Here is a 24,410-nt window from a genome sequence, read left to right as displayed (position 1 = left end):
GGAATATATTAAAAATCTTTTACCGGCAAGAAGGTAAAAGTAAGGTCTACGCCGAGGGGCGGTACCTCCAATTCGACACCGGCCAAACCTATGCCAAGCAGATCAATGTTGGCTGGTATGACGAGAGAGTCAGGGTTGCGAACTTTTAGAATCAGGCGACCATCGTCAACAAAACGTAACGGCCCTTCCAAGGTGACTCCGGTTATTTTTTTACTGCGGATGTCATGCCCAAGTTCAATGATTAGTCGTGGTTCCAGTTCTGGTGCATCCACCATGAGATCAAACGTGGTGCTAAACCAGGGGCCATCAGGGGTTCGGGTGATATAGCCAGTAATGGGCTGATTGTTTTCATATGCCAAGCGAAGCACCAGGGGGCCGGTGTCTAACGGTATTGTGATTAATCCCAGTGCACGGGCTTCCAGAAACACACTCGTCGTTGGGAGAACAGTGGGGAAGACTTTGGCAATGACGGCGCCGGTGACTTCATTTGATGTCATTGGGTCGCTGTCGATGAGGCGTCGGTTGATGGTGACATCCGGCTCATACTGGCTTACCCCGGCTTGCAAGGCGCCTGACCCGACAAAGGCAAATTTCTTTTCCGGGCAATCGTCGCCTATACCACAGCCAATGTTGGCATGGGTTATTACTCCCGATTTGTTTTTTAGCCTAAGCTGTAGGTAGTTGGCATCGGCAATGGCACCGCCGTTACCATCGGGTACCGCACCTTGCTCGTTGTCATCGATACTAAGATTAGCGTTAACATCCGCAACCGGCAGAGAGCGTAACGACACACGGGTGATCCGGTCTTCTTCCCCTGTTACAACGAAGTGATTGGTTAGGTCTGGACCTCCTTCTCTAAGCTCTGGGGCTGAGGAACTGGACTGAGAGATTTGACGTGTTTGTAGCGGTGCACCATCGGTTGAACATATGGCATTGGTGCCACAAACAGGCGAGTTTTGCTCGGAGTGCAGGGTGTAGCGATAAAGCTCGCCAATCTGCCACGGGTTGTTCGGGAGAAACTCTATTCGCTGGGCAAGCACCTTGAGACGACCATTGATGGGGTCCCATGCGTTATTGTTGGTATCGAAGTGTTCAACAACAAAAGTCTGATCATTAACCGTGTCGCCGTCGATACTGCGGCTAAAGATGACTCGAATACTAAAATCCTTGAACATATTCGGTACAGGATAGAGCGGGTCGCTATTTTTACCTCCTACACATCGGCCATTGCGCCAAGTCTCTCTTTCGCCGGTAAGATCGACATCGGTTAACGCACAGGGGTAACCGGGAAAAACAGCAGCGACAAGTGGTGCACGTAGCTCATTGGTGCTGCCATTGGGAAGCACGAAGTCCGGTAGGCGGATGTTGAGTGTCTGGTCCTGGTTGAGCGGGTTTCCCTGCGTATCTCGGAGCAGGCTGGTGAGGGTGACCTCGACGTCTTTTCCGTGTTGAAGGATATCTCCTCCGATGATGATCGTGGCTCCATCGTGACGTATTGGGTACGTCTTTACTACATCATCAACAGAAACCTGTACGGCACCGTCAAGGAACACCGAAGCTGGGTCCAATGGTTTGTTGAAGTTCAGGATAACGGGGTCACCAGGTCTTGCATTGGGTTGGAATGTTTCCCCCGGTGCCCAAGACTGGAGCTGCAAGGGCTGTGTATCTTGGCTTGGGGTAGGCGCTTGGCGCTGGTTTTGATAGGCCTCCATGCGAAATGAGAGCAGGCCAGATGCCCTCTCTAAGCCCAGCACTTCAAGTTCAACCACACTGACCGCATCCAGTACCAGCACACCATCTTTTACAACGGCTAAACCCGCCACCTGCACATTTAGCAGATTCTGGCTGAGAGCCGCATTGGGTTCTTGACCTGCAGCTGTCATTGCTGCGTCCATATTAAGCAGGGCATAGCGGGGGACCGATGGGGAATCACTGAAAGGATTCGGGATCAGATACCCATTAGCGTCGCTGAGTATCGTGATGGTGACTTCACCGGTTTCTAGCCCGGACGGTATTTCGCCCAGTATATTGACGTCGACGGCGGTGCCTCGGAGTACGGAACCAGCGGGGACTCGCAGTGGAACGGCATCAGGAAAGTTGGGAGCAAAAGCCAGATCTGCTGCTAGATCCCCGCTCAACCCGGTAAATGATTCATCTCCCAATACAAAGGATTGTACTGGTACCTGATTGATCGGGTTGCCGGTTAAAGTTGACGCTAGTTCAGGTTGCTCAGCTCCAAGGCTGCCAACTTTGAGAACGGATGTAGCACGGGGAAGTGTCGTTTTCGGTACAAAAGTACGATTGTACACCGGTAACTGTTCACCGGTAGTCTGGGCGCGCAGCCCAGCAATCGTTAGTGTGTGTTCCACAGGTTGTAGATCTTGGTCAGGATCCAGTGTCAGGTAACGGCCCTGCAAAAATAGGGATGCGGGAACCAGCTTGCCGAGGTTGTCACGAAGTTGAACCGATCCGGTTTCGCCATATGCTGTGCTGGCTGGATCAACCGTCTGGTTAAACGACATCCTGAAGGTGCTCATGTCGTTGGGATGCCTGGCATCATCAATTGACTCTAGCAATGACGGTTGGTCTAAAGGAGTGGCTGAAAGCAGAGTGAAAGAGCCGCTTCCCATGCTTTGCGATGCGCCGGCCTGATTGCCTGCAGTCCGAAACCGAACGCGGGCCACAGAATTGTCATCAATGGCTCCTAAGCCACCATCGTTGACAACCAGATGGTACCCTTCAGCCGGAGCCAGCTGCGATTGAGGATACAGGGCCAGGCCTCTGCCATTGTCTACCACTTGATAGTCAACCATGACGGTATTCCCATCAGTATCACTGGCCAGCTGTAGGCGTGAGTCAATGTCATCAATAACCTCTTGCTCAAGTGCAGAGGAAAATCGCAGGATCACTGGCGCGGTAACTGGCACTTCTGTCTGGCCGGGATAAGGGTAAGAAAAAATTAGTGTCTCTGGTGTGCTCCAGGGATTGTTTACATCGCCCTGGTCGCCACCGCATCCGGTCAGAAGGGCTGCTATGGCGATCGCCAGAATAGTAAAAAACTGATGGATTGTGCTGGAATTATTATTCATTGCTCTTCTCCTGGTATTAATCGCATGCCTGTTGTTAAAACTTTAGCGACAGAGAGGCAGAAAATACGTTTATCTCACCATCAGCCCTTACCGTTTCATAAGAATCTGGATCGGTGGGAGAGTTGATGGAGGTCAATTCAAAATCAGCTTCATCCAGCATTTGATACTGGTAAGCGAAGGCGAGTTCTAATGGCATATCTATTATTGGTGCGCTGGCCAGACGGTAGCTGGCACCCACACCGAAAACCTTTTTATCGGTGTCAAGATAGTTAACATCCTGGGATCGGCTGGATTTTAAAGGTGAGTCCTCCAGGGCTGCGCCGGCAAAGAGTTTCATGGACTCCGACCACTGATAGCTAACGCCAATTCGGGGAATGGTGATGTCGTCAAACGCTAGATTAGCCTGATCGCGAATAGTATCGCCGGCAAACTCGCTTTCAAGCGCAGACCAATTGTGCTGCTCAATGCCTGCCGTCAATTCGAATTTGCCAACGGGAAGCAAAATGGCTGCGCCGAGAACTTCAGGTTGATAGGTATCAATTGTACTAAGCGCTAGGCTCAGGCCTGGTTCAGGGATAACTCCCGGCACAACCACATTGGCATCCACGGATACCTCATAGCTACTTTCCCCCCGCCAGAAAAGAGCCAGCTCCATCTTATCCATTCCAAAAGGCATGCACTCGCTTGTACCGCAAAACATTTCTCCAGAGCGGATATTGATACCTAGTGCCGGTGATAGGGATGGAGAGGCTTCCAGGGAAAGTTTTTCAGAGTCTGTGTTGCCGCCAAGGTCTGAAACTGCTTCCAGGTTGGCTTTGGCCTGGAGGGTAAGACGTGCTGATGCGCCGACGTCAATGCCCCTCAGGACGTTGCTGATAGCACCACCAAATGCGAGATAAAGTGGCTGAGACTCATAGCGTAGAAACTGCCCTTCCTGGCTGGTATTGGCCTGATAGGGCAATAGGTTGGACGAGTATTGGTCTACACCCACGTTCAGCCCAAAGTAAATGGGCTTGTCGATGCTGGAAATGCCGGCGACGCGGCTTTTCAAGCCAATTAATAGTAGTTCGGAACTGGTATCAGAGAGGATATCATTCTCTCGCTCCAAAGGGTCTGTTCCTCCCAGTGATTTGGCACGTAATTCCTGGTCGCCATACTGCACAATGACTCCCAGTTCGCCCTCCGGGGAGCGGGCCATGGCGGCCGGGTTGTAGTACACCGACCAGCTGTTGGATGCAAAAGGACTGAATGCCAAGGCAGAGCCAGCATTCATTGGGCCTAGCCCATAAGTGCTCGCTCCGTCGCCAGCACCGCCAATGGCCAAGCCGGGTGAGAGCAATGCTGTAGTGCACGTGAAGAAAAGGAGAGGTAACCGTTTTGTTTTTTTCGCAGGCATTTCAGGCTCCTAAAGGGGGCTGTTCTGGTTATAGATGGTGAGTTGTTCTGATTTTCTGTTTGTTTGGTTAAACAACCAATATTGGTCTCAGGCTTAGCTGTCTGTGTCCATGACTGTAATGACGTTGTGCTCTGGCGCTCCGGTAATGTCACACATTAATGCGTGACGCCCAGTCGTCGTCTATGACGAGATGCCGTGTTCTGTTGCTGACCAGGCATGGGTTATCGAGTGGTGTAACGCCTCCTGGGCAGCGCTAAAGCGCACGGTCAACTGGATCTGGAGAGCTCTGCTGGCGTGACATGTACAAGCAGGCTCCACACTTTCTCTGGCACAGTCACTGAGAATTGTTATCTGTTTGTTTTGCCGAAATGCCCTTCTCTGGCGGCGGGGATGTGTGGCTCACAGGCTTGTCTCCCGCCGTCGTGTCTGCTGGGAGTGTGCCCGGCCAGTACACTGAACCGGTAGTGATCCATCGGTAAATGCTTGGCTCGCCACAGCATTTCCAGAGAGGTAGAGGGCCGCAGCATTGGCGCGTCACCATGATGGTCGAAGTAATAACTGTTCGACAGCGCGCAGTTGTGGTTAAGGAACACGGTGTTTTGCTGGCGTTTCTGGATATTGCGGAAATACGCGTCATGGACGGACTGACGTATTTCCACTTGGCTGGCTCCACGTCGGTTGGCTTCGCGAATACAGCGAGAGAGGTGGATGGCATTCCCTTCGACCATCTTGAAGTAAGAGGTGCCGATAAGGGCATAGGGACCGAGCATGATGTAAAAGTTCGGGTAGCCCGGAATGGTCAACCCTTCATAGGCCTGGTAACGGTAGTCATGCCAGAAATCGCCCAAATTGATGTTGTTGCTGCCGATGACGTCGAACGAGGGAATATTTCCTTTCTCGAAGGTTTTGTAACCGGTGGCGAGGATCAAGGTATCGATACGCCGTGAGCGGCCGTCCTGGGTGGTGATGCCGCGGGACGTAATACGCTTGATCGGGGTCGTGACAAGCTCAACGTTGTTTCGGGCAAAGGTTCGGAAATAGTCGTTGGAAAACGTTGGCCTTTTGCACCCGAAGCCGTATTTCGGTGTCAGTGCTTGCCACAGGTCCTGGCGGTTGGGCAGCTGTTCGCGCAGGTTGTTTATGCCCGCCTTTTCACACATGCGAACCAGCCAAGGGGCCTGCCGGTAATATATTGCGGAAAGCACCATCAGGGTTTCGCTGACGGTGTCGGTAGCGCCGCGAAGGCTGCGTTGCAAGCCCGGTACGGTTCGGAACAATACCTTGAGCCAGCCAGGCAGAGTCTGATCCGGCTTCTTCAGCACCCAGATGGGGGTGCGCTGGTAGACGTCAAGTTGACGAGCCTGGCGGGCAATTTTCGGAATCAGTTGCACTGCAGTGGCGCCAGTGCCTATTACCGCTACTCGCTTGTCACTAAGATCAAGGTCATCTGGCCAGCGTGCAGTGTGAATGACATTGCCCTGGAACGTATCAAGCCCTTCAATATCTGGCATCTTGGGTGATATCAAACCGCCACAGGCCGAGACAATATGGCGTGCACTAAGTCGCCTGCCATCCGTAAGATCGATCAACCAGACATGGCTGTCGAGATCAAAACGGGCGCTAGCGACTTCGACACCAAAGCGAATCAGTGGGTAGATGCCATACTTGCTTGTTACCTGTCTTGTATACTGGTAAAGCTCGTTTCCCGGCGCAAAAACGCGAGACCAATTTGCGTTTTGTTCGAAGGAAAATGAATAGGTAAACGAGGTAATGTCGACAGCGATTCCCGGATAACGGTTGTCGCGCCAGGTTCCTCCCACATCCTTGCTTCGCTCAAGGATCAAGATATCTTTGATGCCATCGGCACGCAGCTGGATTGCCGCACCAATTCCAGAAATTCCCGCGCCGATGATAATGACTTCATGATCAGGAGTAACGCTGGGACGAGGGTTATGGATTGCAACAGCAGCCATATTCATGATGCAACCTCAACTATGGCGCTATCGCTAGCATTGACCGTTTGGGATGGGGCTTTGCCGACGTTATTGCTGGTCAGATACTTTCCCAGAATTCGGACGATGGTAGGGAAGTCCTGCTTTGCCTCTGGTAGCAAAAAGGTGAATACGGGCCACACGTGCGGCATATCATCGCGCTCCAGAACCTGCACGGGCACCCCCGCATCTCGCGCGCATTGTGCTGCTGCATGGGTATCGTCGCGCAGACACTCTTCGCTACTGACAGTGAAAAGTAGAGGGGGCAAGCCGGTGAAATCCGCGGTGATTGGTGAGGCATACGGGTGAGCGGGGTCCGCGCCGGCCAGATAGATATCCGTTGCCACCTCAATCATGCCATGGGAAAGCATGGTATCGCTGTCGCTATTCGCCTGTCTGGACATCAGGGTGCCTCGCGCATCCGATGCCGGCGAAATGGCGAGGGCGCAAGCCGGCATTTTCAGCAGCTGATCACGGGCACGCAGCAATGTGACTAACGTCAGGTTGCCTCCCGCAGAGTCTCCTGCAATGACCACAGGGCGAGGGTCTGCGATCAGTTCACGATACACATTAAAGGCGTCATCCGTTGCTGCCGGGAAGGGGTGCTCAGGGGCTAGTCGGTAATCCGGAAGAAAGACCCGCGCATTCAGGGCGTGAGCCAAACGGCCACAAAAGTGGTGATAGGTATCAAGCCGCCCGCCGATGAAGGCGCCACCATGCAGGTAGAGTATGGTGATTTGTGGGTCTGCGGTGCCTAGCCAGTGGCCAGCTATTCCTGCAACCTTGCCTCGCTTGAGTCGCACTCCGCGTGGCAGCAGAGAGGGGGCCAAAGGCGCGTTCATCACCCTGCGAAGATGTCTTACCAGTTTGTCCGGGTCGCGTATATCACGCTTCATGCCGGCGCGAAAAAGTAGCTTCAAAATTGTTGTAGGAATGGAGGCCATATTGAATTCCTTGCGTGTTCCGTTTCCTCAAATGCGGTTTAATCAGCCAGCATTCTGTAAGCTTCGCCAATTGCGCGGGCGTATAGTCGTGGCGTCAGGCGTTTCAACCGCCAGGCAAGCCGGCCGTCAATTTGTGGCAGCATGTAAAGCTCACCTCGATCAAGGGCACTGAGGGTCTGTCGGGCCACCTGGTCGGCGTTGGTGAGGGCATAGCGGGTCATCGCTGAACGGGCAAAGTCACGGCGACGTTCAGGCAGGCGCCCATTCTCGACGATATTGGTCGGGACCACGGTTGGGCACAGGGCCGTGATTTTTACGCCGGTTCCGGTCAGTTCAGAAGACAGCGTTTCGGACAGGGCCAGTACCCCTGCCTTGGTGACGTTGTAGGCGGCCATTTCCGGGGCGGACCCGAATGCGGCAGCAGAGGCCACATTGATGATGCCTCCATAGCCCAGATCGCGAAGCTGAGGGGCAAAATAATGGCAGCCGTGAATAACTCCCCATAGATTGACGTTCATGCACCAGTGCCAATCTTCAAGTGACACCTCGCCGATTGGGCCACCGAGGCCGACGCCGGCGTTGTTGATTACCAGGGTTACCGGCCTGCCGAGCAAAGGCTCGGCATTTTCCGCCAGGTATGCCATCTGTTTTTCATCGCCGACATCACACCCCAGGGCTACCGCGTGAGTACCGAGTGCTCGCAGGCTGATCGCCACCTGTTCGGCGCGCTCTTCATTGATATCGACACACAGTACCGAACCGCCTCGACGGGCAACTTCGTAAGCAAAGCTACGACCGATGCCGCTACCCGCCCCGGTGATGACAGCTGCCGCCTGAGTTGACGGGTGCAAGGGTTTCTTTTTCATGCCTGCCCCCATGCGGGTTCAGGTTGTGGCGTTTCGAATGTACCGTGTACATTGTTGGCTCGGTGGTCTCTGAGCGCTTGATAGGCCTTATGAGGGTCGCCAGTTCTTTCGTAGGCGCGTTTCCAGATCCGGATTACATCACGGTTATCGTCATCCCACGGGTGGAAAGTGGGGGAGAAATAGGGGGGCACGCCAGCGAGTACCTTGGAAAGAATGCCGGGACGCCAGAACAGGACTTTGGTCATTTTGGCGGCGGACCACAAATTCAGAATTTGACGATCCTTGTAGAGCAGATAGGTCTGGTTGCCGATCATAATGGGGAAGCCCAGGGCAATGGCCAGTAGCATGCCACTGATACGCAGTCGGTAACTGCGGTAGCCACCACCACTGGCATCGACGAAGACGTCATAACTGACGCTCTTGTGCTCGGTTTCTTCGACAAAGTGCCAGTAGAGCATGGCACGCAAATCCGGGTGGGTTTCGTCAAACAGCTCCGGGTGCTCAAGCAGTACCGAGGAAATAATGGCCGTGAAATGTTCAAACGCCGCTGCGATGGAGCTCTGCATATCGTCACTGAGGCGGTGTTGGAGTTGCTTACGGATCAGCTTGAACACGCCTTCAACCTTGTCGATGGGAACCCCGTGTTGCACGCCGATGGCGTTCATTTCATCGTGCTCACGAGCATGAATGCGCTCCTGACGAATGAATTCTTTAGCTGCGTTCAGCACTTCTGGATCGTCAAGCTTGCCAAGCTGCCGTCTTGCAGAATTCATCACCCAGCGTTCACCGTCGGGGACGGCGGCGAGAATGGCATTCATCCAGTGAGTGGACCACGGGTCGTTGCGAAACCAGTGGCGGGCCACGTTTTCGATGTTCATGGGAAAGTGAATGTCACGGGTTACAACCTCGTCGTAACCAATCTTGCGGTTTGCCAGAGCCATTGGATCGCTCCCAAGTAAAGTGCATTCATTGGACTTTATTTGTATGACCAACCAAATTCAAGATTGTAAGGTAAACAGCGTGTTTTTATCTGTATAGATCGAGTAGTGCCATCGGCCAGGAAGGCTGGGCCGACTTTAAAAGGAATGCTAGAATCAAAGGCTTATAGTATGGGAGTGGCTTGTGGGAAGAAAGAAAAATCAGGTAACACCGGTAGCGCAAACGGATCGAGAGTTTGTGCTCGGTGCTGCGGCACGTCTATTTCGTCAAAAGGGGTTCGATAAAACCACCGTTAAGGAAATTGCCGAAGCTTGTGACATGTTGCCTGGCAGCCTGCATTACCGTTACCCCTCCAAGGAAAGCATCCTGGTAGACCTGATGCGTCTTGCGCTTGAGCAAGCCTCCACAGCTTTGTCTGAGGCTATTCGGGGGGAGAGTGAACCACTTGAGCAGTTGCGCCAGGGCATTAATGCTCACCTTGAGTTACTGGTCGGCGGTTCGGATATGGTCTATGTGCTACTTTTTGAATGGCGCTCCTTGCAGGGCCAGTCACGCAAGGAAATGATTGATCTACGAGACAGATACGAACTTCTTTGGTCTGCTATGATCCAATCCTTGTCCTTTCAAAACCTGATTCGTGCGGATGTAGATCGTGACCTTTTGCGCCTTATCGGCTTGGGAGCGTTAAATTGGGTCGCAACATGGTTTAACGAGGGCGGGCGGTATACCGTAAAAGATATCGGTGACTTTGTGTGGGTGGTAATTAAAGACGGTGTGCTCAAGCGCTAGACGATCTATTGAATGAGAAGTCATGACCAGCGCTGATTGCTGACTGTCGGCACGGCTTATGTGCCCGTCCTTTGTCTGTACTGATCAGGAGTCTGACCAAACCAGCGTTTAAACGCCCGTCTGAAGCTGGCAGTGTCATGATAATTCAACAGTGTAGCGGTTGCTTCGACCGAGAGCTGACTCTCGCACAAATAGTTTGCTGCTTGCCTGGATAGCACTTCATCGCGAATCTTTCTGAAGCTGCTGTTTTCTTTCTTGAGCTTCCGTGCAAGGGTGCGTTTGCTCATGAAGAGGGAGGCGGCGGCTTCATCTTCACTCAGTGTCCCGGGTGGTCGGGAAAACATCATTTTCTGTAGCCGAGTCCGATAGTCCGGTTCAGGGTTCTCAAGGCGCGCAAGCATGGATTCGCACTGCTGAAAGGCCAGATGATAGCTTTCATGATTGGCTGATGCGTTCGGCTTTCGACATAACTCCATTGCTAATCTTAGTTTGAAGTGATCGCAGTCGAAGTAAACTTTGCCTGGTAAATACTCCCGGTACATGTCCTGGTAGACGGGGGCTGGATGGGGGAAATGAACCTCTGATTCATACAATGGGCGACCTACGATGAACTCGCCAATTTCAAAAAAAGCCTTGATCACAGTATCTGCCAAGCAGCGCTCCACGTCGTTGTCCATTGCTACCTGAAAGCTCACAACACATTCCAGATAATCCTCAGTGTTTTGCAAGTTCACCTGAATAAAGCTTGCTCGCGTAGGCAGGAAAGTGTGAACGGCTTGCAGCGCGGTATAAAGGTCGGGGCTGCTGTTAGCAACAAAGCCCATCACCCCATGGGTTGCCGGGGTGAGGCGCCTGCCCAACCGCAAGCCGAACTCTGGTTTACCGGATAGATCCAAAGCATTACGCAAGATCTGGATCTGTTGGGTTGCGGTGAGTCGACTCTCATCTTTGAGTAATTGCGTAACATCCACATCTGTTTTGCGCAGGAGTCGGGGCAGCTCTCGTGCACTCAGACCAAGTTCACGGGCGATAAGGCGTGAGTAGTTCGATGGGATATCAGCATCCACGCTTTGCAAGCTATCACTCTGCGTAGTTATTGCCATTAGCCTCTCCTCGGAAAGTCATTACTGTCTTTAAATGTCCCTGTCCTGTCAAGAAATGTCCTCGCTGGCATGCCGCTATATAGCCAATCTTCAGGTTAGACATAAATACTAGGAGACGCGCTGTGGGAAAAATTATCTTTATTGAACATGACGATACCGAGCATGTGACGGAATTCAGGGCGGGTTCTACGCTTATGCAAGTTGCGGTTGATAACGCCGTGCCAGGTATCGATGGTGATTGTGGCGGCGAGTGCGCCTGTGGTACCTGCCACATGATTGTTGCCGATGAGTGGTTCGGCAATACCGGAACGGTTGGTGACGCGGAAGAACAGATGCTGTCCATGACCCCGGAGCGGGCGAGAACCTCGCGTCTGGGCTGCCAGGTAGAAATTACTGAGGCGATGGACGGTATGACCGTGCATTTGCCTGAATTCCAGATGTAAGCAGGGAGAAAGCTATGTCAACAAAAACAAGCTCAAGCAACAGTTTGCAGACCAAGGTTTTCAACGTTTCGTCGAAAGTGGTGCCAATGCATTTTCAGATTAAAACCATGAAAATGTTGATGAAGGCAAAGAGAAAGGCCGTGGGTTCTCGCTCCACACAAATGGAGTTTGTCGAAACTCCCCTGCCTGATGTTAGCACCTTGGCACTGGAAGATATCGACACCAGCAACCCTTTTCTGTATCGACAAGATCAGTGGCGCGCCTATTTTAAGCGGTTACGAGATGAAGCTCCGGTACATTACCAGAAGAACAGTCCATTCGGGCCTTTCTGGTCAATAACGCGCTATGAAGATATTTTGTTCGTCGACAAGAGCCATGAACTGTTTTCCTCTGAGCCGCAAATTATTCTGGGTGATCCACCGGACGGACTATCGGTGGAAATGTTTATCGCCATGGATCCGCCCAAACATGATGTACAGCGCCGAGCGGTGCAGGGCGTCGTTGCTCCGAAAAACCTTAAAGAAATGGAAGGGCTGATTCGTTCTCGTGCGGCGGAAGTGCTAGACAGCTTGCCTCTGGATAAACCTTTCGATTGGGTGCCGGCGGTGTCCAAAGAACTGACTGGCCGTATGCTCGCTACGTTGCTGGATTTCCCTTATGAGGATCGTCACAAACTCGTTGAATGGTCTGATCGTTTGTCTGGCGCGGCATCCGCCACGGGTGGAGAATTTACCGACGAAGATGTCATGTTTGATGACGCGGCAGATATGGCGAGGGCGTTCTCCAGGCTGTGGCGAGACAAGGAGGCGCGACGTGCTTCCGGCGAAGAACCCGGTTTCGATTTGATCAGTATGCTGCAGAGCAACGAAGATACAAAAGACCTGATCAATCGGCCGATGGAGTTTATCGGGAATCTGGCGCTGCTTATTGTTGGTGGAAATGATACCACTCGCAACTCGATGAGTGGTGGCGTGCTGGCTTTGAATCAGTTTCCCGAGGAATTTAGAAAACTGAAGGCAAAACCGGAGTTGATTCCGAATATGGTTTCGGAAATCATCCGTTGGCAAACCCCGCTGGCCAACATGCGCAGGGTTGCGACACAGGACGTTGAGCTTCGTGGCCAGACCATCAAGAAAGGGGACCGGGTTTTAATGTGGTATGCCTCAGGAAATCGGGATGAACGCAAGTTTGAAAACCCCGATCAACTTATTATTGATCGCAAGGATGCACGCAACCATATTTCTTTTGGTTACGGTATTCACCGTTGTATGGGCAACCGCCTGGCCGAATTGCAATTGCGGATTTTGTGGGAAGAACTGCTCAAGCGCTTCGAAAATATCGAAGTGGTCGATGAGCCGGAGCGTGTACAGTCGAACTTTGTGCGCGGTTATTCGAAGTTGATGGTCAAACTGACGGCAAAAAATTAATGAAAGGTTTGACCAGTCTGGCGACTGAACAATTCGATTATATCGTTGTTGGCGCTGGCTCAGCAGGGTGCGCGGTAGCCAATCGTTTGTCTGAGAGTGGCCTCTATACGGTGTTGCTACTCGAAGCCGGGCCCCAGAGTCGCCGAAACCCTTTCGTCAACACGCCTCTTGGATTTTTGCAGTTGATGTTCAGTCGCCGTTTCAACTGGCAGTTCTATACTGAACCACAGCGCCACATGTATGGTCGCTCGTTGTTCCAGCCGCGGGGCAAGATGCTTGGCGGTTCGAGTGGGATTAACGCCCAAGTCTATATCCGTGGTCACGCCAGGGACTACGACGAGTGGGCACGGCAGGGGTGTAACGGTTGGTCATACGCCGAGGTGTTGCCGTATTTTCGTAAGTCAGAACATTACGAGCCTGAGATGGTGCCGGGTACCGCAGGCTTCCACGGTCAGGATGGGCCTCTCAATGTGGCGGAGCGGCGTTATACAAACCCGTTGAGTACGGCGTTTGTCGAGGCATCAGTACAGGCGGGGTATCGACGCAATCGGGACTTCAACGGCCCTGATCAGGAAGGCGTCGGCTATTACTACACCTATCAGAAGGATGGTTCCCGTTGCAGTAATGCGCGTGCTTATCTTGAGCCTGCTGAGGGTCGATCTAACTTGACCATTCGCAGCGATGCACATGTTACCCGCGTGCTGTTTGATGGGGCTCGCGCTATTGGTGTCGAGTATCGCCACGCAAAAAGTTTGGTTAGAGCTCATGCCAAGCGGGAGGTTATCCTATGCGGCGGTGCATTCAACTCGCCACAACTGCTTATGCTGTCAGGTGTCGGCCCCCGCGAGGAGCTTGCTCGACATGGCATTGAGCTGCGTCATTCGCTGGAGGGGGTGGGGCGTAATCTTCAAGATCATGTTGACGTTTTTGTACGGGTCAGATCGCGAAGCCGACTGGGAATATCGATGCATCCGAGCTATTGGTTGAAGGGGGGGCGGGCCTTAATGCAATACCTGAGCGGTCGTCGAGGTGTGCTGTCTAGCAATGGCGCTGAGGCAGGCGGATTCATCTGCTCCCAAGAAGAGCAACCGATACCTGATCTGCAATTGCACTTTGGGCCAATGCTGTACGCTGATCACGGCCGTGACATGAAAATTGCAATGAGTGGCTATGGCTACATTGTAATGATCTATGGGCTCAGGCCCTTGTCCCGGGGCCGCATTGGTTTACACAGTGCTGATCCGCTCGCTGCACCATTGATTGACCCCAATTACATGGCTGACCCTGCCGATGTCGAACAACTCATTCGTGGTGTTCGGCTTGTTCGTAATATTTTGTCCCAGCGTGCACTTTATTTTCATCAGGATGTAGAAATTTCACCAGGGCTGGAAATACAGGATGACGCGAGTCTCACCGAGTGGGTGCGCCGTAATGGTGAGTCCGCATACCACCCGGTCGGCACTTGTAAGATGGGGATTGATCATATGGCAGTGGTCGACCCTCGTCTCCGTGTGCGTGGCTTGCAGTCGTTGCGGGTAGTTGATGCGTCTATCATGCCAACCCTGGTTGGCGGAAATACCAATCAGCCGGCGACCATGATTGGAGAGAAAGGGGCAGATATGATACTTGAGGACGCCGCGGTGGCTGGATTTTAGGCATCATGTGTTTAGCTCGGATGATGTTGCAAGTTATAGTTATTCATGAATTTTTTGTGGGTAACTCGGTTTCAGTACGCATAGAAAGAGACAGGTTATGATTAACAAAAATAAAGAGGTCACCGTCATTATTGGTGGTGGACACGCAGCAGGAACACTTTTGACCGCCTTGCTGCAAAAAAAATACCCTCACAAAGTGGTTATGGTTAGCGAAGAGCTGCACCCTCCCTATCAGCGACCGCCCTTGTCCAAGAATTATCTCGCGGGGGAGGTTGATAAGGCGTCTTTATACCTTAAACCGCCTTCAATCTACGAGAAAGCGGGGCAGCAATTACAGCTCGGCGTGCGCGTAGAACAGATTAACAGAGACGACAAAAGCCTCATTTTGTCAGATCAAAGCACTTTAAAGTACGACCAACTGGTCTTGGCCACTGGCTCACATGTCCGCCGTCTTAACGTGCGGGGTTCAGACTTGAAAGGTATTCATTATTTGCATGGTATCGAGGACACAGATGCCCTGCGTCGTGAGCTAGTACCCGGCAAACGCCTGGTTATCGTGGGGGGCGGGTATATCGGACTTGAAGTGGCTGCCAGTGCGACTAAGCAAGGTGTTAAAGTTACTGTCTTGGAAGCTGCCGAGCGCTTAATGCAGCGTGTTACTGGGCCAGAGATATCTGAATTTCTCTACGCCAAACACACGAGTGCAGGAGTCGATGTTCGTCTGGGGGCGGCCGTAATTGGTTTTGAATCAGATGATCAAGGGTGCGTGAATGGTGTGACCTTGGCCGATGGGGGTAAGGTGTCAGCGGACATCGTTCTCGTTTCGATTGGTGTCATACCAGAAACGGCCTTGGCTGAAAATGCTGGCCTGCTTTGCGATGATGGCGTTGTCGTCGATGAATTTACCCGCACCGATGACCCAGACATTCTGGCGATAGGAGATTGTACCCGCCATCATAATCTGTTCTTCGACAAAAGGCAGCGTCTTGAATCAGTCGCTAACGCTGTTGAGCAAGCTCGTACGGCGGCAGCTACACTTATGAGTGAAGAAAAGCCCTACGATAGCCCTCCCTGGTTCTGGTCGAACCAGTATGATGTTCGTTTGCAGATGGTAGGATTGTCCCAAAATCATGACCAGCGTGTACTGCGTGGCAGTATCCTTGACAAGGAATTCGCAGTTTTCTATCTATGTCTTGGTCATGTTATTGCTGTTGATGCAGTCAATTTTCCAGTTGCATTCATGGTGGGTAAACAGTTGGTTAAACTGCGCAAGAGTGTCAGCGCTGAAGTGTTGTCTAATCCGAATATCGAACTGAAGTCTTTAATCTGAAGCACTGCAAGAATTGCTATCTCCAATAGTCTCGATGACGACTTGTGTCAACGGAAACCGTATCCGGTACCGAAGGTCGATCTGAGCAATCAAGTGGCGTGGACATGGTCGATATACAGCTTTATTCGTTGGGTGTTAACGACAACGTAGCTATGTGTAGAGATGCCGCAAGCCCAAGTGGGGCGGTCAAGCATCGCTCAGCGGTAGTTCCCACTTGGGCGGGTAAGGCGGTGGGTCGTTTACATCTGCACGGGCTCGCAGATGAACGGCGAGCATGTTGCACCAGACTTTGAGATAGCGGTCAAAGAGCGTTTTGTCGGCAACGATGTGCAAATCCTGCGCCATGCCGCGCAACAGCCATTGCGTCAACATCATCATCGAGCGCACATCGGTGTCTTCACTAATGGCCTCCAGATAATGGTCTGCCGCGTTACCGACGATGAAGTAATTGGAAGTCCAGACACGTTGCAAAATGGATGCAAGCTCAGGGTCATGTTGGCTGGCTGTCAATAGTTGCATCAACGGGATAAATTCCGGCTGATCGAAAACATTCTTCCATGCACCAAAGATAAGGGCTTCTAGTCGATCTTCAGATCCATGGAGTTTGGCGATGGCTTTACCCAGCTGAATATAGTGCTGGCGAATTAAATGCTCAGCTGCCGCAGCGATCATGTCTGCTTTACTAGAGAAATGGTGTAGTGGGGCGCCCCTAGATACGCCAGCGATGTTGATAATGCGACTGACGGTGGTGCCAGCGAATCCATCCTTCTCTAGACAGGTGAGCACTGCCTGAATGATGCGTTCCCGCATGGCGTCGCTACGTTGTTCCTGGGTGCGTCGTTGAGCATTCATCGCGTTCTCTGTCTATTACTGAGCATGGTCACTGGGATGCAGAGGCCTGATTCTAAATGATAAATGGATTGTAGCGTAGCTCGCCAATAAACAAGTTGAACGTACGTATTGTAAGTTATAAAGTCTTGCCATTGTTCCTGAATCAACGTTGGAAGCCTGTAATGAGTGATGTGCATGTACCGGCGGCTGTATCGCCGATGATCCCCCGTACTCTCTTCAATGAAGACCATGAGGCGTTCCGCGCCACAGCAAGGCGTTTCTTCGAGACTGAAATCTCCCCTTACCACGAGAAGTGGGAGGAGCAGCAACATATTGATCGTGAACTGTGGAACAAGGCGGGGGAGCTGGGGCTGCTGTGTCCAACGATGCCTGAAGAGTACGGCGGCTGCGGCGTTGACCGTCTCTATTCGATGATACTGATGGAGGAGCAGGCGAGGGTGGGGGATTCGGCCAGCGGCTTTGCCCTGCACTCGGACATTGTTGCCAACTACATCAACAACTTTGGTTCCCATGAACAGAAAAGCCAGTGGCTGCCCAAAATGGCCACCGGTGAAGCGGTCACTGCCGTGGCCATGACCGAGCCGGGTACCGGTTCCGATCTTCAACGTATCAAGACCACGGCCACCCTTGAGGGCGATCACTACGTGGTAAATGGCTCGAAAATCTTTATCACCAACGGTTACCTCTGTGACATGGCGGTGGTGGCGGTGCGTACCGGGCCGGCTGAGCTGGGTGCACAAAGTGTGTCCCTGATGATTATTGAGGCGGATCGCGAGGGCTTCTCCAAGGGCAAGCCGCTGAAGAAAGTCGGCATGCGCGGGCAGGACACCTGCGAGTTGTTCTTCGACAACGTCAAGGTGCCCAAGGAAAACCTGCTGGGTGCCGAGGGCATGGGTTTCATTGCCTTGATGAAGGAGCTGGCCTGGGAGCGGATGATGATCGCCATCATCTGTTCGTCGGCTGCCGAGCATGCGCTGGCAACCACCGTGGAATATGTGAAACAGCGCCAGGCGTTTGGCAAGCCGGTGGCGGCATTCCAGAACACCCGCTTTGAATTGGCCGAGATGCGTTCTGAAATCCAGATTGCACGGGTCTATGTTGATCGCTGTATGGAGCTGGTGGTGAAGAATTCCCTGTCGCCCGAGGCTGCCTGTGCGGCCAAGTACTGGGTATCCGATTTGCTCAGCAAGGTGGTTGACCGCTGTGTGCAACTGCATGGTGGCTATGGCTACATGCTCGAGTATCCGATCGCCCGAGCCTACATCGACACCCGTGCCAACCGCATCTACGGCGGCACCAACGAAATCATGAAAGAACTTATTTCACGCTCTATCTGAGGATTCTCGACCCTGCACGGCATGTGTGCCCTGTATTGAAAAGAGGAAAGTATCATGGCAGAACTTCGTTTTGATGATCGTGTAGCCATTGTCACCGGTGCCGGGGGCGGGCTGGGCCGGCAGCATGCCCTGACCCTGGCCGCGCGTGGCTGCAAGGTGGTGGTTAACGACCTGGGTGGCAGCGCCCACGGTGATGGCAAGTCGTCGTCTGCCGCAGACAAGGTGGTGGATGAGATCCGGGCCATGGGAGGGGAGGCGGTTGCCAACTATGACTCGGTGGAAAACGGCGAGTCGATAGTACAAACCGCGTTGGATAGCTTCGGCACTGTGGACATCGTGGTCAACAATGCCGGCATCCTGCGTGACGTCAGTTTTGCCAAGATGTCGAAGCAGGACTGGGACTTGGTGTTGAAAGTCCATCTGGAAGGTTCCATGAGCGTCACCCATGCGGCTTGGCCGATCATGCGTGAGAAGGGCTATGGCCGCATCATCATGACGACCTCGGCAGCCGGCCTCTACGGTAACTTTGGTCAGGCCAACTACTGTGCTGCCAAGTTGGGTCTGGCCGGGCTGGCCAACTGTCTGGCGGAGGAAGGTCGCAGCAAAAACATTCATGTGAATACCATTGCGCCGATTGCGGCCTCTCGGCTGACTGAAACCATCATGCCGCCGAATTTGCTGGAAAACCTCAAGCCAGAAGCGGTCAGTCCGCTGGTGGCCTGGTTGTGCCATGAAAAGTGCGAAGAAACCAAGGGTATCTTCGAAGTGGGTGCCGGCTTCATCAGCAAGTTGCGCTGGGAACGTAGCCAGGGCAATAGCTTCCCCCTTGGCAAGGCCTTCAGTGTTGATGATGTAGCGCGTCGTTGGGGCAAGATCACCGACTTTACCGATGCGGAGCATCCATCCAATGTCAACGAATCCTTCTCGCCGATTCTCGACAACATCAACAACCCGTCACTGGGCGGCAACGAATTCATCGATCTGGATGTGGCCAGCAAGGAAAGCCTCGAGCTGGAATCGTCCTATGATGAAAATGACCTGTCGTTGTATGCCCTAAGTGTGGGCGCCGCACGTGATCCGCTCGACAAGGATGAACTGAAGTTCGTCTACGAGCTGGGTGGCAATTTCCAGGCGTTGCCCACCTATGGCGTCATGCCACAGATCGGCGCGATGCTAAAGGCAGCAAAAGAAGGCGCGCTGGCTCTGCCAGGGATGAACTTTGGCTTCGACCGGTTGCTGCATGGCGAGCAATACACCGAAATCAAGCGGCCACTGCCGCCCCATGCCAAGCTGAAACATACCTTCAAGTTCAAGAAGGCGCTGGACAAGGACCCGAACGCGGTGGTCACCTTCGCCATTACCTCCACCGACGAGAATGGTAACGAGGTGGCCTACAACGAGATGACCTCGTTCGTGAAAGACGCCGGCGGCTGGGGCGGTGAGCGGGGCGATTCCGGCGAGATCAATGTGCCGCCCGCACGTGAACCGGATGCGGTGATCGAAGAGAAAACCGACGCCAACCAGACGCTGCTGTATCGCCTGTGCGGTGACTGGAATCCGCTGCACGCCGACCCGGCGTTTGCCAGGGCGTTCGGTTATGACAAGCCGATCCTGCATGGGCTGTGTACCTTCGGTTATGCCGGACGCCATGTCATCAAGGCGTTCAGCAATAACGATGGCCGTTATTTCAAGAGCATCAAGGTGCGCTTTGCCAAGACGGTATTTCCGGGTGAAACCCTGGAAACGCGCATGTGGAAGGAATCCGATAACCGCATCATCTTCGAAACCTGGGTGAAAGAGCGTAACGAGGTGGTGCTGAAGAATGCCGCCATCGAGTTGTTCTCGGAGATTCCGGCAGAAGCGCCGGTGCCGGAACAGGTGTCCGCCGAGGAAGTGTCTGCGCCGCAGGTGGAGCAGGCGGTGACGCCTGACGATGTGTTCGCGGCGGTGGCGACCTACATCAAGCAGAAACCGGAACTGGTTGATCAGACCGGTACCAGCTTCCAGTTCGAGTTCAGCAATCCGGATCAGCAGTTCTTTATTGATCTGAAAAATGCACCAGGCGCGGCAGGGCCTGGCACGATCGACAAACCGGACGTGACTCTGGCGCTGGACAGCGAGCATCTGGCGACCGTGTTTGGTGGCGATCTTGCGGCGGTGCAGAAACTGTTCTTCGGTGGCGAGCTGAAAATTTCCGGCAACGTGATGGCGTCCAACAAGTTGACCGTGTTGCAGGACATGGACCCGAAACTGGCCGAGCAGGCGCGTGACAAGCGCGTGGCTGACGGTGGTGGTTCACAAGCTGTCGCAGTACCGGTCGAATCGCAGGAGCCGACCATGGCGGATGTGTTCAGTGCCATCGGCCACTTCATCGCTGACAACCCGGATCTGATCGAGAAGGCCGCTACCAGCTTCCAGTTTGCGTTCAGCAACCCGGATCAGGATTTCTATATTGATCTGAAAAACGCACCGGGTACCGCCGGGGCGGGCCAGCTGGACAAGGCGGATGTGACGCTGGAGTTGGACAGCAAACATGCCCCGACCCTGTTTGGCGGTGATCTGGCTGCGGTACAGAAACTGTTTTTTGGTGGCGATCTGAAGATCGGAGGTAACGTGATGGCCTCCAACAAGCTCACCGTGTTGCAGGACATGGACCCTAAGCTGGTGGAGCAGGCACGCGACAAGCGATTGGCCTCCGGCCAGCCGGATACCGCTACCGCACAACCGAAAAAGCAGAAAGCACCGCAGGCGGAGAAAGTGCTGCCGGAGCTGGCGGAAAAACTGTCGGCCATTGGTGGACAGGGTGGTGTGTTGCAGATCAAGGTGCGGAGCCCAGACAGTGCCTGGTTTATCGATCTATCCGCCTCGTCGCCCGGCATCGTCAGCGGCGAGAAGGACGCGGCGGCGGTGATCACGCTGGACGACAGCAAGCTTGCCGACCTGATTGCCGGCAAGGTGGCCTTGAGCACCTTGTACCAGAAGGGCGACATGCGCGTCGACGGTGACCTGGCGCTGGTGCGCAAACTTGAACAAATCCTGTAACGCCATAATTCGGAGAACAGAGAATGAAACGTAGAGTGAATGTGATCGGTGTCGGGATGACCAAGTTTGCCAAGCCCGGTGCCAGCGATGATTACCATGTGATGGCAAAAGCGGCTGGCCTCGCCGCAATGAAGGATGCCGGCATCCAGTACAGCGATGTTGAGCAGGCGTTCTGTGGTTATGTCTACGGCGATTCCACCTGTGGTCAGCGTGCCGTGTATGAACTGGGCTTGACCGGCATTCCCGTGGTCAATGTGAACAACAATTGTTCCACCGGTTCGTCGGCCCTGTTCCTGGCGCGCCAGGCCATCGAAGGCGGTTTGGCTGAATGTGTCATCGCCCTGGGTTTTGAAAAAATGGAGCGCGGCGCGCTTGGTGCTAAGTTCAATGATCGCGAGAACCCCATGAGCCAGCATGCGCAGGTGATGATGGATACGCAGGGCTTCAATCAGGCGCCGCCGGCGGCACAGATGTTCGGTGGCGCAGGGCGTGAATACCGCTGGAAGTACGGCACCAAACGGGAAACCTTCGGCAAGATTGCCGAGAAGGCGCGTCAGCATGCCGCCAACAATCCTTACGCACTGTTCAATCAGGTGCTGTCGCTGGAAGAGATCATGGCGTCAGACGAGGTGTTTGATCCGCTCACCCGTTTCCAATGCTGCCCGCCCACCTGTGGTGCCGGCGCCGCGATTCTGTGTTCGGACGAGTTCGCCAAGAAGCATGGCATTGCTAACCCGGTGTATATCGCCGCCCAGGCGATGACCACGGATTTCGCCAGCAGCTTTGATGAAAAATCCATGATCAAGATGGTCGGTTACGACATGACCCGTTCCGCCGCCGACAGCGTGTACGAGCAGGCCGGTATCGGCCCGCAAGACATCAATGTGGTCGAGTTGCACGACTGCTTTACCGCCAATGAGCTGCTCACCTATGAAGGTCTGGGTCTGTGCCGGGAAGGCGGCGCGGAGAAATTTATCTGGGATGGCGACAACACTTATGGAGGCAAGTTCGTGACCAATCCGTCCGGTGGCTTGCTGTCCAAGGGGCACCCGCTGGGGGCTACAGGTCTGGCGCAATGTGCCGAACTGGTGTGGCAGTTGCGTGGCCAAGCAGAAAAGCGACAGGTCGAGGGAGCTCGGGTAGCCTTGCAGCACAACCTTGGTCTGGGGGGGGCCTGTGTAGTGACCCTGTACCGCAACGATTGAGCCGTTACATGCAAGGGATGGGCTGGCTGCGCTTCTGATCGGGATGTTGACCAAATAGGGCGGTATCTTAGACGGGCTAGGACGCTTTTGGATGCCTGGGGACTATGCTCAATGACTTGCTTTGCAGGCCTGCGTTATGCTGCCGCCCACGAAGGGTTAGGGTTCCATTTTTTTGCGATTTTTCGGCTGAAAGTCTGTGTTGTTACTTGCACCCGGTGATTTCGAGCTACGAGTGTTTGGTAAAGATCGGAGTGGCGACTAATCAGATGTGGGTTTTTCCTGGGATGCATAATTGCTAAATAAAGCTGTAAAGCTTTTCTTGCCATCCTTCTTTAGATTGCCATTCTCTTTTTCAGTCGATTCGCAGCTAAGGCTGTATTGAGTTTCTGGGGTTGTTCCCGCCCGTTCAAATTGTTTCCCATCTCGAAGGGCGTCTAGGTAGTTGGCCCACTCCTGCATCATTTTGGTGCGCTGACTCAGGAAGCTGGTTCTATTATAGGCGGTACCATTGGGGTCTTTGACGGCATGAGCCAGTTGGTGCTCGATCCACTCAATCCTATAGCCCAGTACTTCGTCCAAGATTGTCCGGGCTGTTGCTCGGAAGCCATGGGGGGTTACGTCATCGTTGCCGTAGCCCATATCCCGAAGGGCCACTCGGACGCCATTCTCGGATAGACAGCGGCTTGCCCCTCGTTGCGACGGAAAAACGTATTTGCCGCGTCCGGTAAACAGGTGGATATCCTGTAGTAACGCCATGGCTTGCTGCGGTAGTGGTACTATGTGGGGATGGCGCATTTTCATCTTGTCGGCAGGGATCTCCCAGCGCTGCTCTTCCCAGTTGATCTCGGACCATTCCATTTGCCGGATTTCGCCTGGGCGCTGGAATAAGATGGGGGTCAGAAGCAGGGCGGTTTTCACCACTGGGCCTGCTGTGGACGCTTGCATGTCCCGTAGCAGCTTTCCCAACCGGGAAGGGTCGGTGATGGCGGCGCGGTGTTTTACCTTGGGTGACTTGAGCGCTCCTCGCAAGCTTGCCGTGGGATCGATTTCGGCTTTTCCCTCAATGATTGCATGGCGGAAGACCTGGCCGCACTTTGTCTTCAGGCGTTGAGCTGTTTCCAGCTTGCCGGTTGACTCGACTCGGCGGAGGACATCCAGCAGTTCTCGGGGGGATATGTCGGCAATAGGCCTGTGTCCTATATAAGGAAAGGCGAAGGTTTCCATGAGCCAGCGATTTTTCTTGTCTGTTTCGGGGGCTACCTGCTGGCGCACCAGCCATTCCTGGGCAACAGCCTCGAAACTGTTGGCCTGGGCTTCGGTGCGAGCCAGTTTCTCCTGGCGGCGAGCTTCGCTAGGGTCAATGTTGTCGGCAAGTTTGAGCCGCGCGTCTTTGTGAGCTTTTCGGGCGGCCTTGAGGGAGATTTCGGGATACACCCCAAGTGCCAAGGATTTCTGCTTACCTAGGAAGCGGTACTGATAGCGCCAGTACATTCCTCCATCAGGAGAGATCTGTAAGTAGAGCCCGCCACCGTCAGCAAGCTTGTAGGTTTTGTCTTTCGGTTTGGCCTTTTTGATCTCAAGGGCCGACAGCTTTTCCATCGCATTCTTGCTCATTTCCTGTTCCTTGGGCGTTGTTGGTATCTGAAAGAGGCCAGCAGGGCAGTGCCAACATAAGTACCAACAGAAATGCTGGTATCTGGTTGGATTCCATCGGATGGGATTAGAGCGAGTATAAACGAAAAAAGCCCTGAACCAGACGGTTGCAGGGCTTTGTCGGACTCCGTAAGAGTCATGTTTGGTGCCGAGGAGAGGACTTGAACCTCCACGGGGTTGCCCCCACTAGCACCTGAAGCTAGCGTGTCTACCAATTTCACCACCTCGGCGTTTCGTGCTGTACCGGACCCTTGTAGATAAGGTAAAGTTTCTTACCGTTTCCGGCCGGTTCATCGCGAAAGCGCGTGCATTCTAGTATATGATGGCCGGATGTCAAACCCTCTTTCCG

Annotated in this window: 17 protein-coding genes and 1 tRNA gene; 8 read left to right on the top strand and 10 right to left on the bottom strand. The window is 53.6% G+C overall.

All coding sequences use genetic code 11. The features are described from left to right. Nucleotides 1-8: 8 nt before the first annotated feature. The 6 genes from KZ772_RS09055 to KZ772_RS09030 all read right to left on the bottom strand — a co-directional run bounded on the left by KZ772_RS09055 (nucleotide 9) and on the right by KZ772_RS09030 (nucleotide 9,227). Nucleotides 9-3,089: an Ig-like domain-containing protein gene (locus KZ772_RS09055; RefSeq protein WP_290539451.1), complete on the bottom strand. Its 3,081-nt coding sequence runs from the start codon at nucleotides 3,087-3,089 to the stop codon at nucleotides 9-11. Between the two features lie 34 nt (nucleotides 3,090-3,123). Then, the gene (locus KZ772_RS09050; protein WP_290539450.1) at nucleotides 3,124-4,485 is read right to left on the bottom strand and encodes an outer membrane protein transport protein; all 1,362 of its coding nucleotides are present in this window, start codon (nucleotides 4,483-4,485) and stop codon (nucleotides 3,124-3,126) included. 347 nt (nucleotides 4,486-4,832) lie between these two features. Beyond that, nucleotides 4,833-6,464 (bottom strand): NAD(P)/FAD-dependent oxidoreductase, encoded by a 1,632-nt coding sequence (locus tag KZ772_RS09045; RefSeq protein WP_290539449.1) that lies wholly within the window; start codon nucleotides 6,462-6,464, stop codon nucleotides 4,833-4,835. Next, nucleotides 6,461-7,420 (bottom strand): alpha/beta hydrolase, encoded by a 960-nt coding sequence (locus KZ772_RS09040; protein WP_035233473.1) that lies wholly within the window; start codon nucleotides 7,418-7,420, stop codon nucleotides 6,461-6,463. Before KZ772_RS09040 ends, KZ772_RS09045 begins: the two co-directional genes overlap by 4 nt. A 38-nt stretch (nucleotides 7,421-7,458) precedes the next feature. Further along, nucleotides 7,459-8,298 (bottom strand): SDR family NAD(P)-dependent oxidoreductase, encoded by an 840-nt coding sequence (locus KZ772_RS09035; RefSeq protein ID WP_022983810.1) that lies wholly within the window; start codon nucleotides 8,296-8,298, stop codon nucleotides 7,459-7,461. Beyond that, nucleotides 8,283-9,227 (bottom strand): metal-dependent hydrolase, encoded by a 945-nt coding sequence (locus tag KZ772_RS09030; protein ID WP_008930237.1) that lies wholly within the window; start codon nucleotides 9,225-9,227, stop codon nucleotides 8,283-8,285. Before KZ772_RS09030 ends, KZ772_RS09035 begins: the two co-directional genes overlap by 16 nt. Nucleotides 9,228-9,408: 181 nt before the next feature. Between KZ772_RS09030 and KZ772_RS09025 the strand changes: the two genes are divergently transcribed. After that, a complete protein-coding gene (locus tag KZ772_RS09025) occupies nucleotides 9,409-10,014 on the top strand; it encodes a TetR/AcrR family transcriptional regulator (protein WP_290539448.1) in 606 nt (201 codons plus the stop codon). 56 nt (nucleotides 10,015-10,070) lie between these two features. Here KZ772_RS09025 and KZ772_RS09020 read toward each other — a convergent pair whose 3' ends face one another. Further along, the gene (locus tag KZ772_RS09020; RefSeq protein WP_290539447.1) at nucleotides 10,071-11,117 is read right to left on the bottom strand and encodes an AraC family transcriptional regulator; all 1,047 of its coding nucleotides are present in this window, start codon (nucleotides 11,115-11,117) and stop codon (nucleotides 10,071-10,073) included. A 122-nt stretch (nucleotides 11,118-11,239) separates the two neighbouring features. On the opposite strand from KZ772_RS09020, the gene KZ772_RS09015 reads away from it, so the two are divergent. The 4 genes from KZ772_RS09015 (at nucleotide 11,240) to KZ772_RS09000 (ending at nucleotide 15,972) form a co-directional block, all read left to right on the top strand. Continuing rightward, nucleotides 11,240-11,560 (top strand): 2Fe-2S iron-sulfur cluster-binding protein, encoded by a 321-nt coding sequence (locus KZ772_RS09015; protein ID WP_008930234.1) that lies wholly within the window; start codon nucleotides 11,240-11,242, stop codon nucleotides 11,558-11,560. Between the two features lie 14 nt (nucleotides 11,561-11,574). Next, a complete protein-coding gene (locus tag KZ772_RS09010) occupies nucleotides 11,575-12,987 on the top strand; it encodes a cytochrome P450 (RefSeq protein WP_290539446.1) in 1,413 nt (470 codons plus the stop codon). After that, nucleotides 12,987-14,642 (top strand): choline dehydrogenase, encoded by a 1,656-nt coding sequence (locus KZ772_RS09005; protein WP_290539445.1) that lies wholly within the window; start codon nucleotides 12,987-12,989, stop codon nucleotides 14,640-14,642. Before KZ772_RS09010 ends, KZ772_RS09005 begins: the two co-directional genes overlap by 1 nt. Before the next feature lie 97 nt (nucleotides 14,643-14,739). Further along, nucleotides 14,740-15,972, top strand: a complete 1,233-nt coding sequence (locus tag KZ772_RS09000) for an FAD-dependent oxidoreductase (protein ID WP_290539444.1) — start codon at nucleotides 14,740-14,742, stop codon at nucleotides 15,970-15,972. A 186-nt stretch (nucleotides 15,973-16,158) separates the two neighbouring features. On the opposite strand, the gene KZ772_RS08995 is transcribed toward KZ772_RS09000, so the two are convergent. Further along, a complete protein-coding gene (locus KZ772_RS08995) occupies nucleotides 16,159-16,824 on the bottom strand; it encodes a TetR/AcrR family transcriptional regulator (RefSeq protein WP_022983803.1) in 666 nt (221 codons plus the stop codon). 197 nt (nucleotides 16,825-17,021) lie between these two features. Between KZ772_RS08995 and KZ772_RS08990 the strand changes: the two genes are divergently transcribed. Genes KZ772_RS08990 through KZ772_RS08980 form a run of 3 tightly spaced genes read left to right on the top strand, consistent with a single transcriptional unit; the run spans nucleotide 17,022 to nucleotide 22,408 of the window. Next, nucleotides 17,022-18,161, top strand: coding sequence for an acyl-CoA dehydrogenase family protein (locus tag KZ772_RS08990; protein WP_197055146.1), 1,140 nt, complete (start codon nucleotides 17,022-17,024; stop codon nucleotides 18,159-18,161). Nucleotides 18,162-18,215: 54 nt separating this feature from the next. After that, nucleotides 18,216-21,203, top strand: coding sequence for a peroxisomal multifunctional enzyme type 2 (locus KZ772_RS08985; RefSeq protein WP_022983801.1), 2,988 nt, complete (start codon nucleotides 18,216-18,218; stop codon nucleotides 21,201-21,203). 23 nt (nucleotides 21,204-21,226) lie between these two features. Then, nucleotides 21,227-22,408, top strand: coding sequence for a lipid-transfer protein (locus KZ772_RS08980; protein ID WP_031225738.1), 1,182 nt, complete (start codon nucleotides 21,227-21,229; stop codon nucleotides 22,406-22,408). A 258-nt stretch (nucleotides 22,409-22,666) separates the two neighbouring features. Here KZ772_RS08980 and KZ772_RS08975 read toward each other — a convergent pair whose 3' ends face one another. Both KZ772_RS08975 and KZ772_RS08970 read right to left on the bottom strand, forming a co-directional pair. Beyond that, nucleotides 22,667-24,022 carry an integrase arm-type DNA-binding domain-containing protein gene (locus KZ772_RS08975; RefSeq protein WP_022983799.1) on the bottom strand — a complete coding sequence of 452 codons (1,356 nt, stop codon included), beginning with the start codon at nucleotides 24,020-24,022 and terminating at the stop codon, nucleotides 22,667-22,669. 182 nt (nucleotides 24,023-24,204) lie between these two features. Beyond that, nucleotides 24,205-24,291 (bottom strand) — tRNA-Leu (locus tag KZ772_RS08970). Between the last annotated feature and the right edge of the window lie 119 nt (nucleotides 24,292-24,410).

The sequence above is a fragment of the Alcanivorax sp. genome (assembly GCF_019431375.1).
GTDB classification, from domain to species: Bacteria; Pseudomonadota; Gammaproteobacteria; order Pseudomonadales; family Alcanivoracaceae; genus Alcanivorax; species Alcanivorax jadensis_A.
The sequence above is the reverse complement of the archived record's forward strand: the minus strand, read 5'-3'. Positions and strand labels throughout refer to the sequence as shown.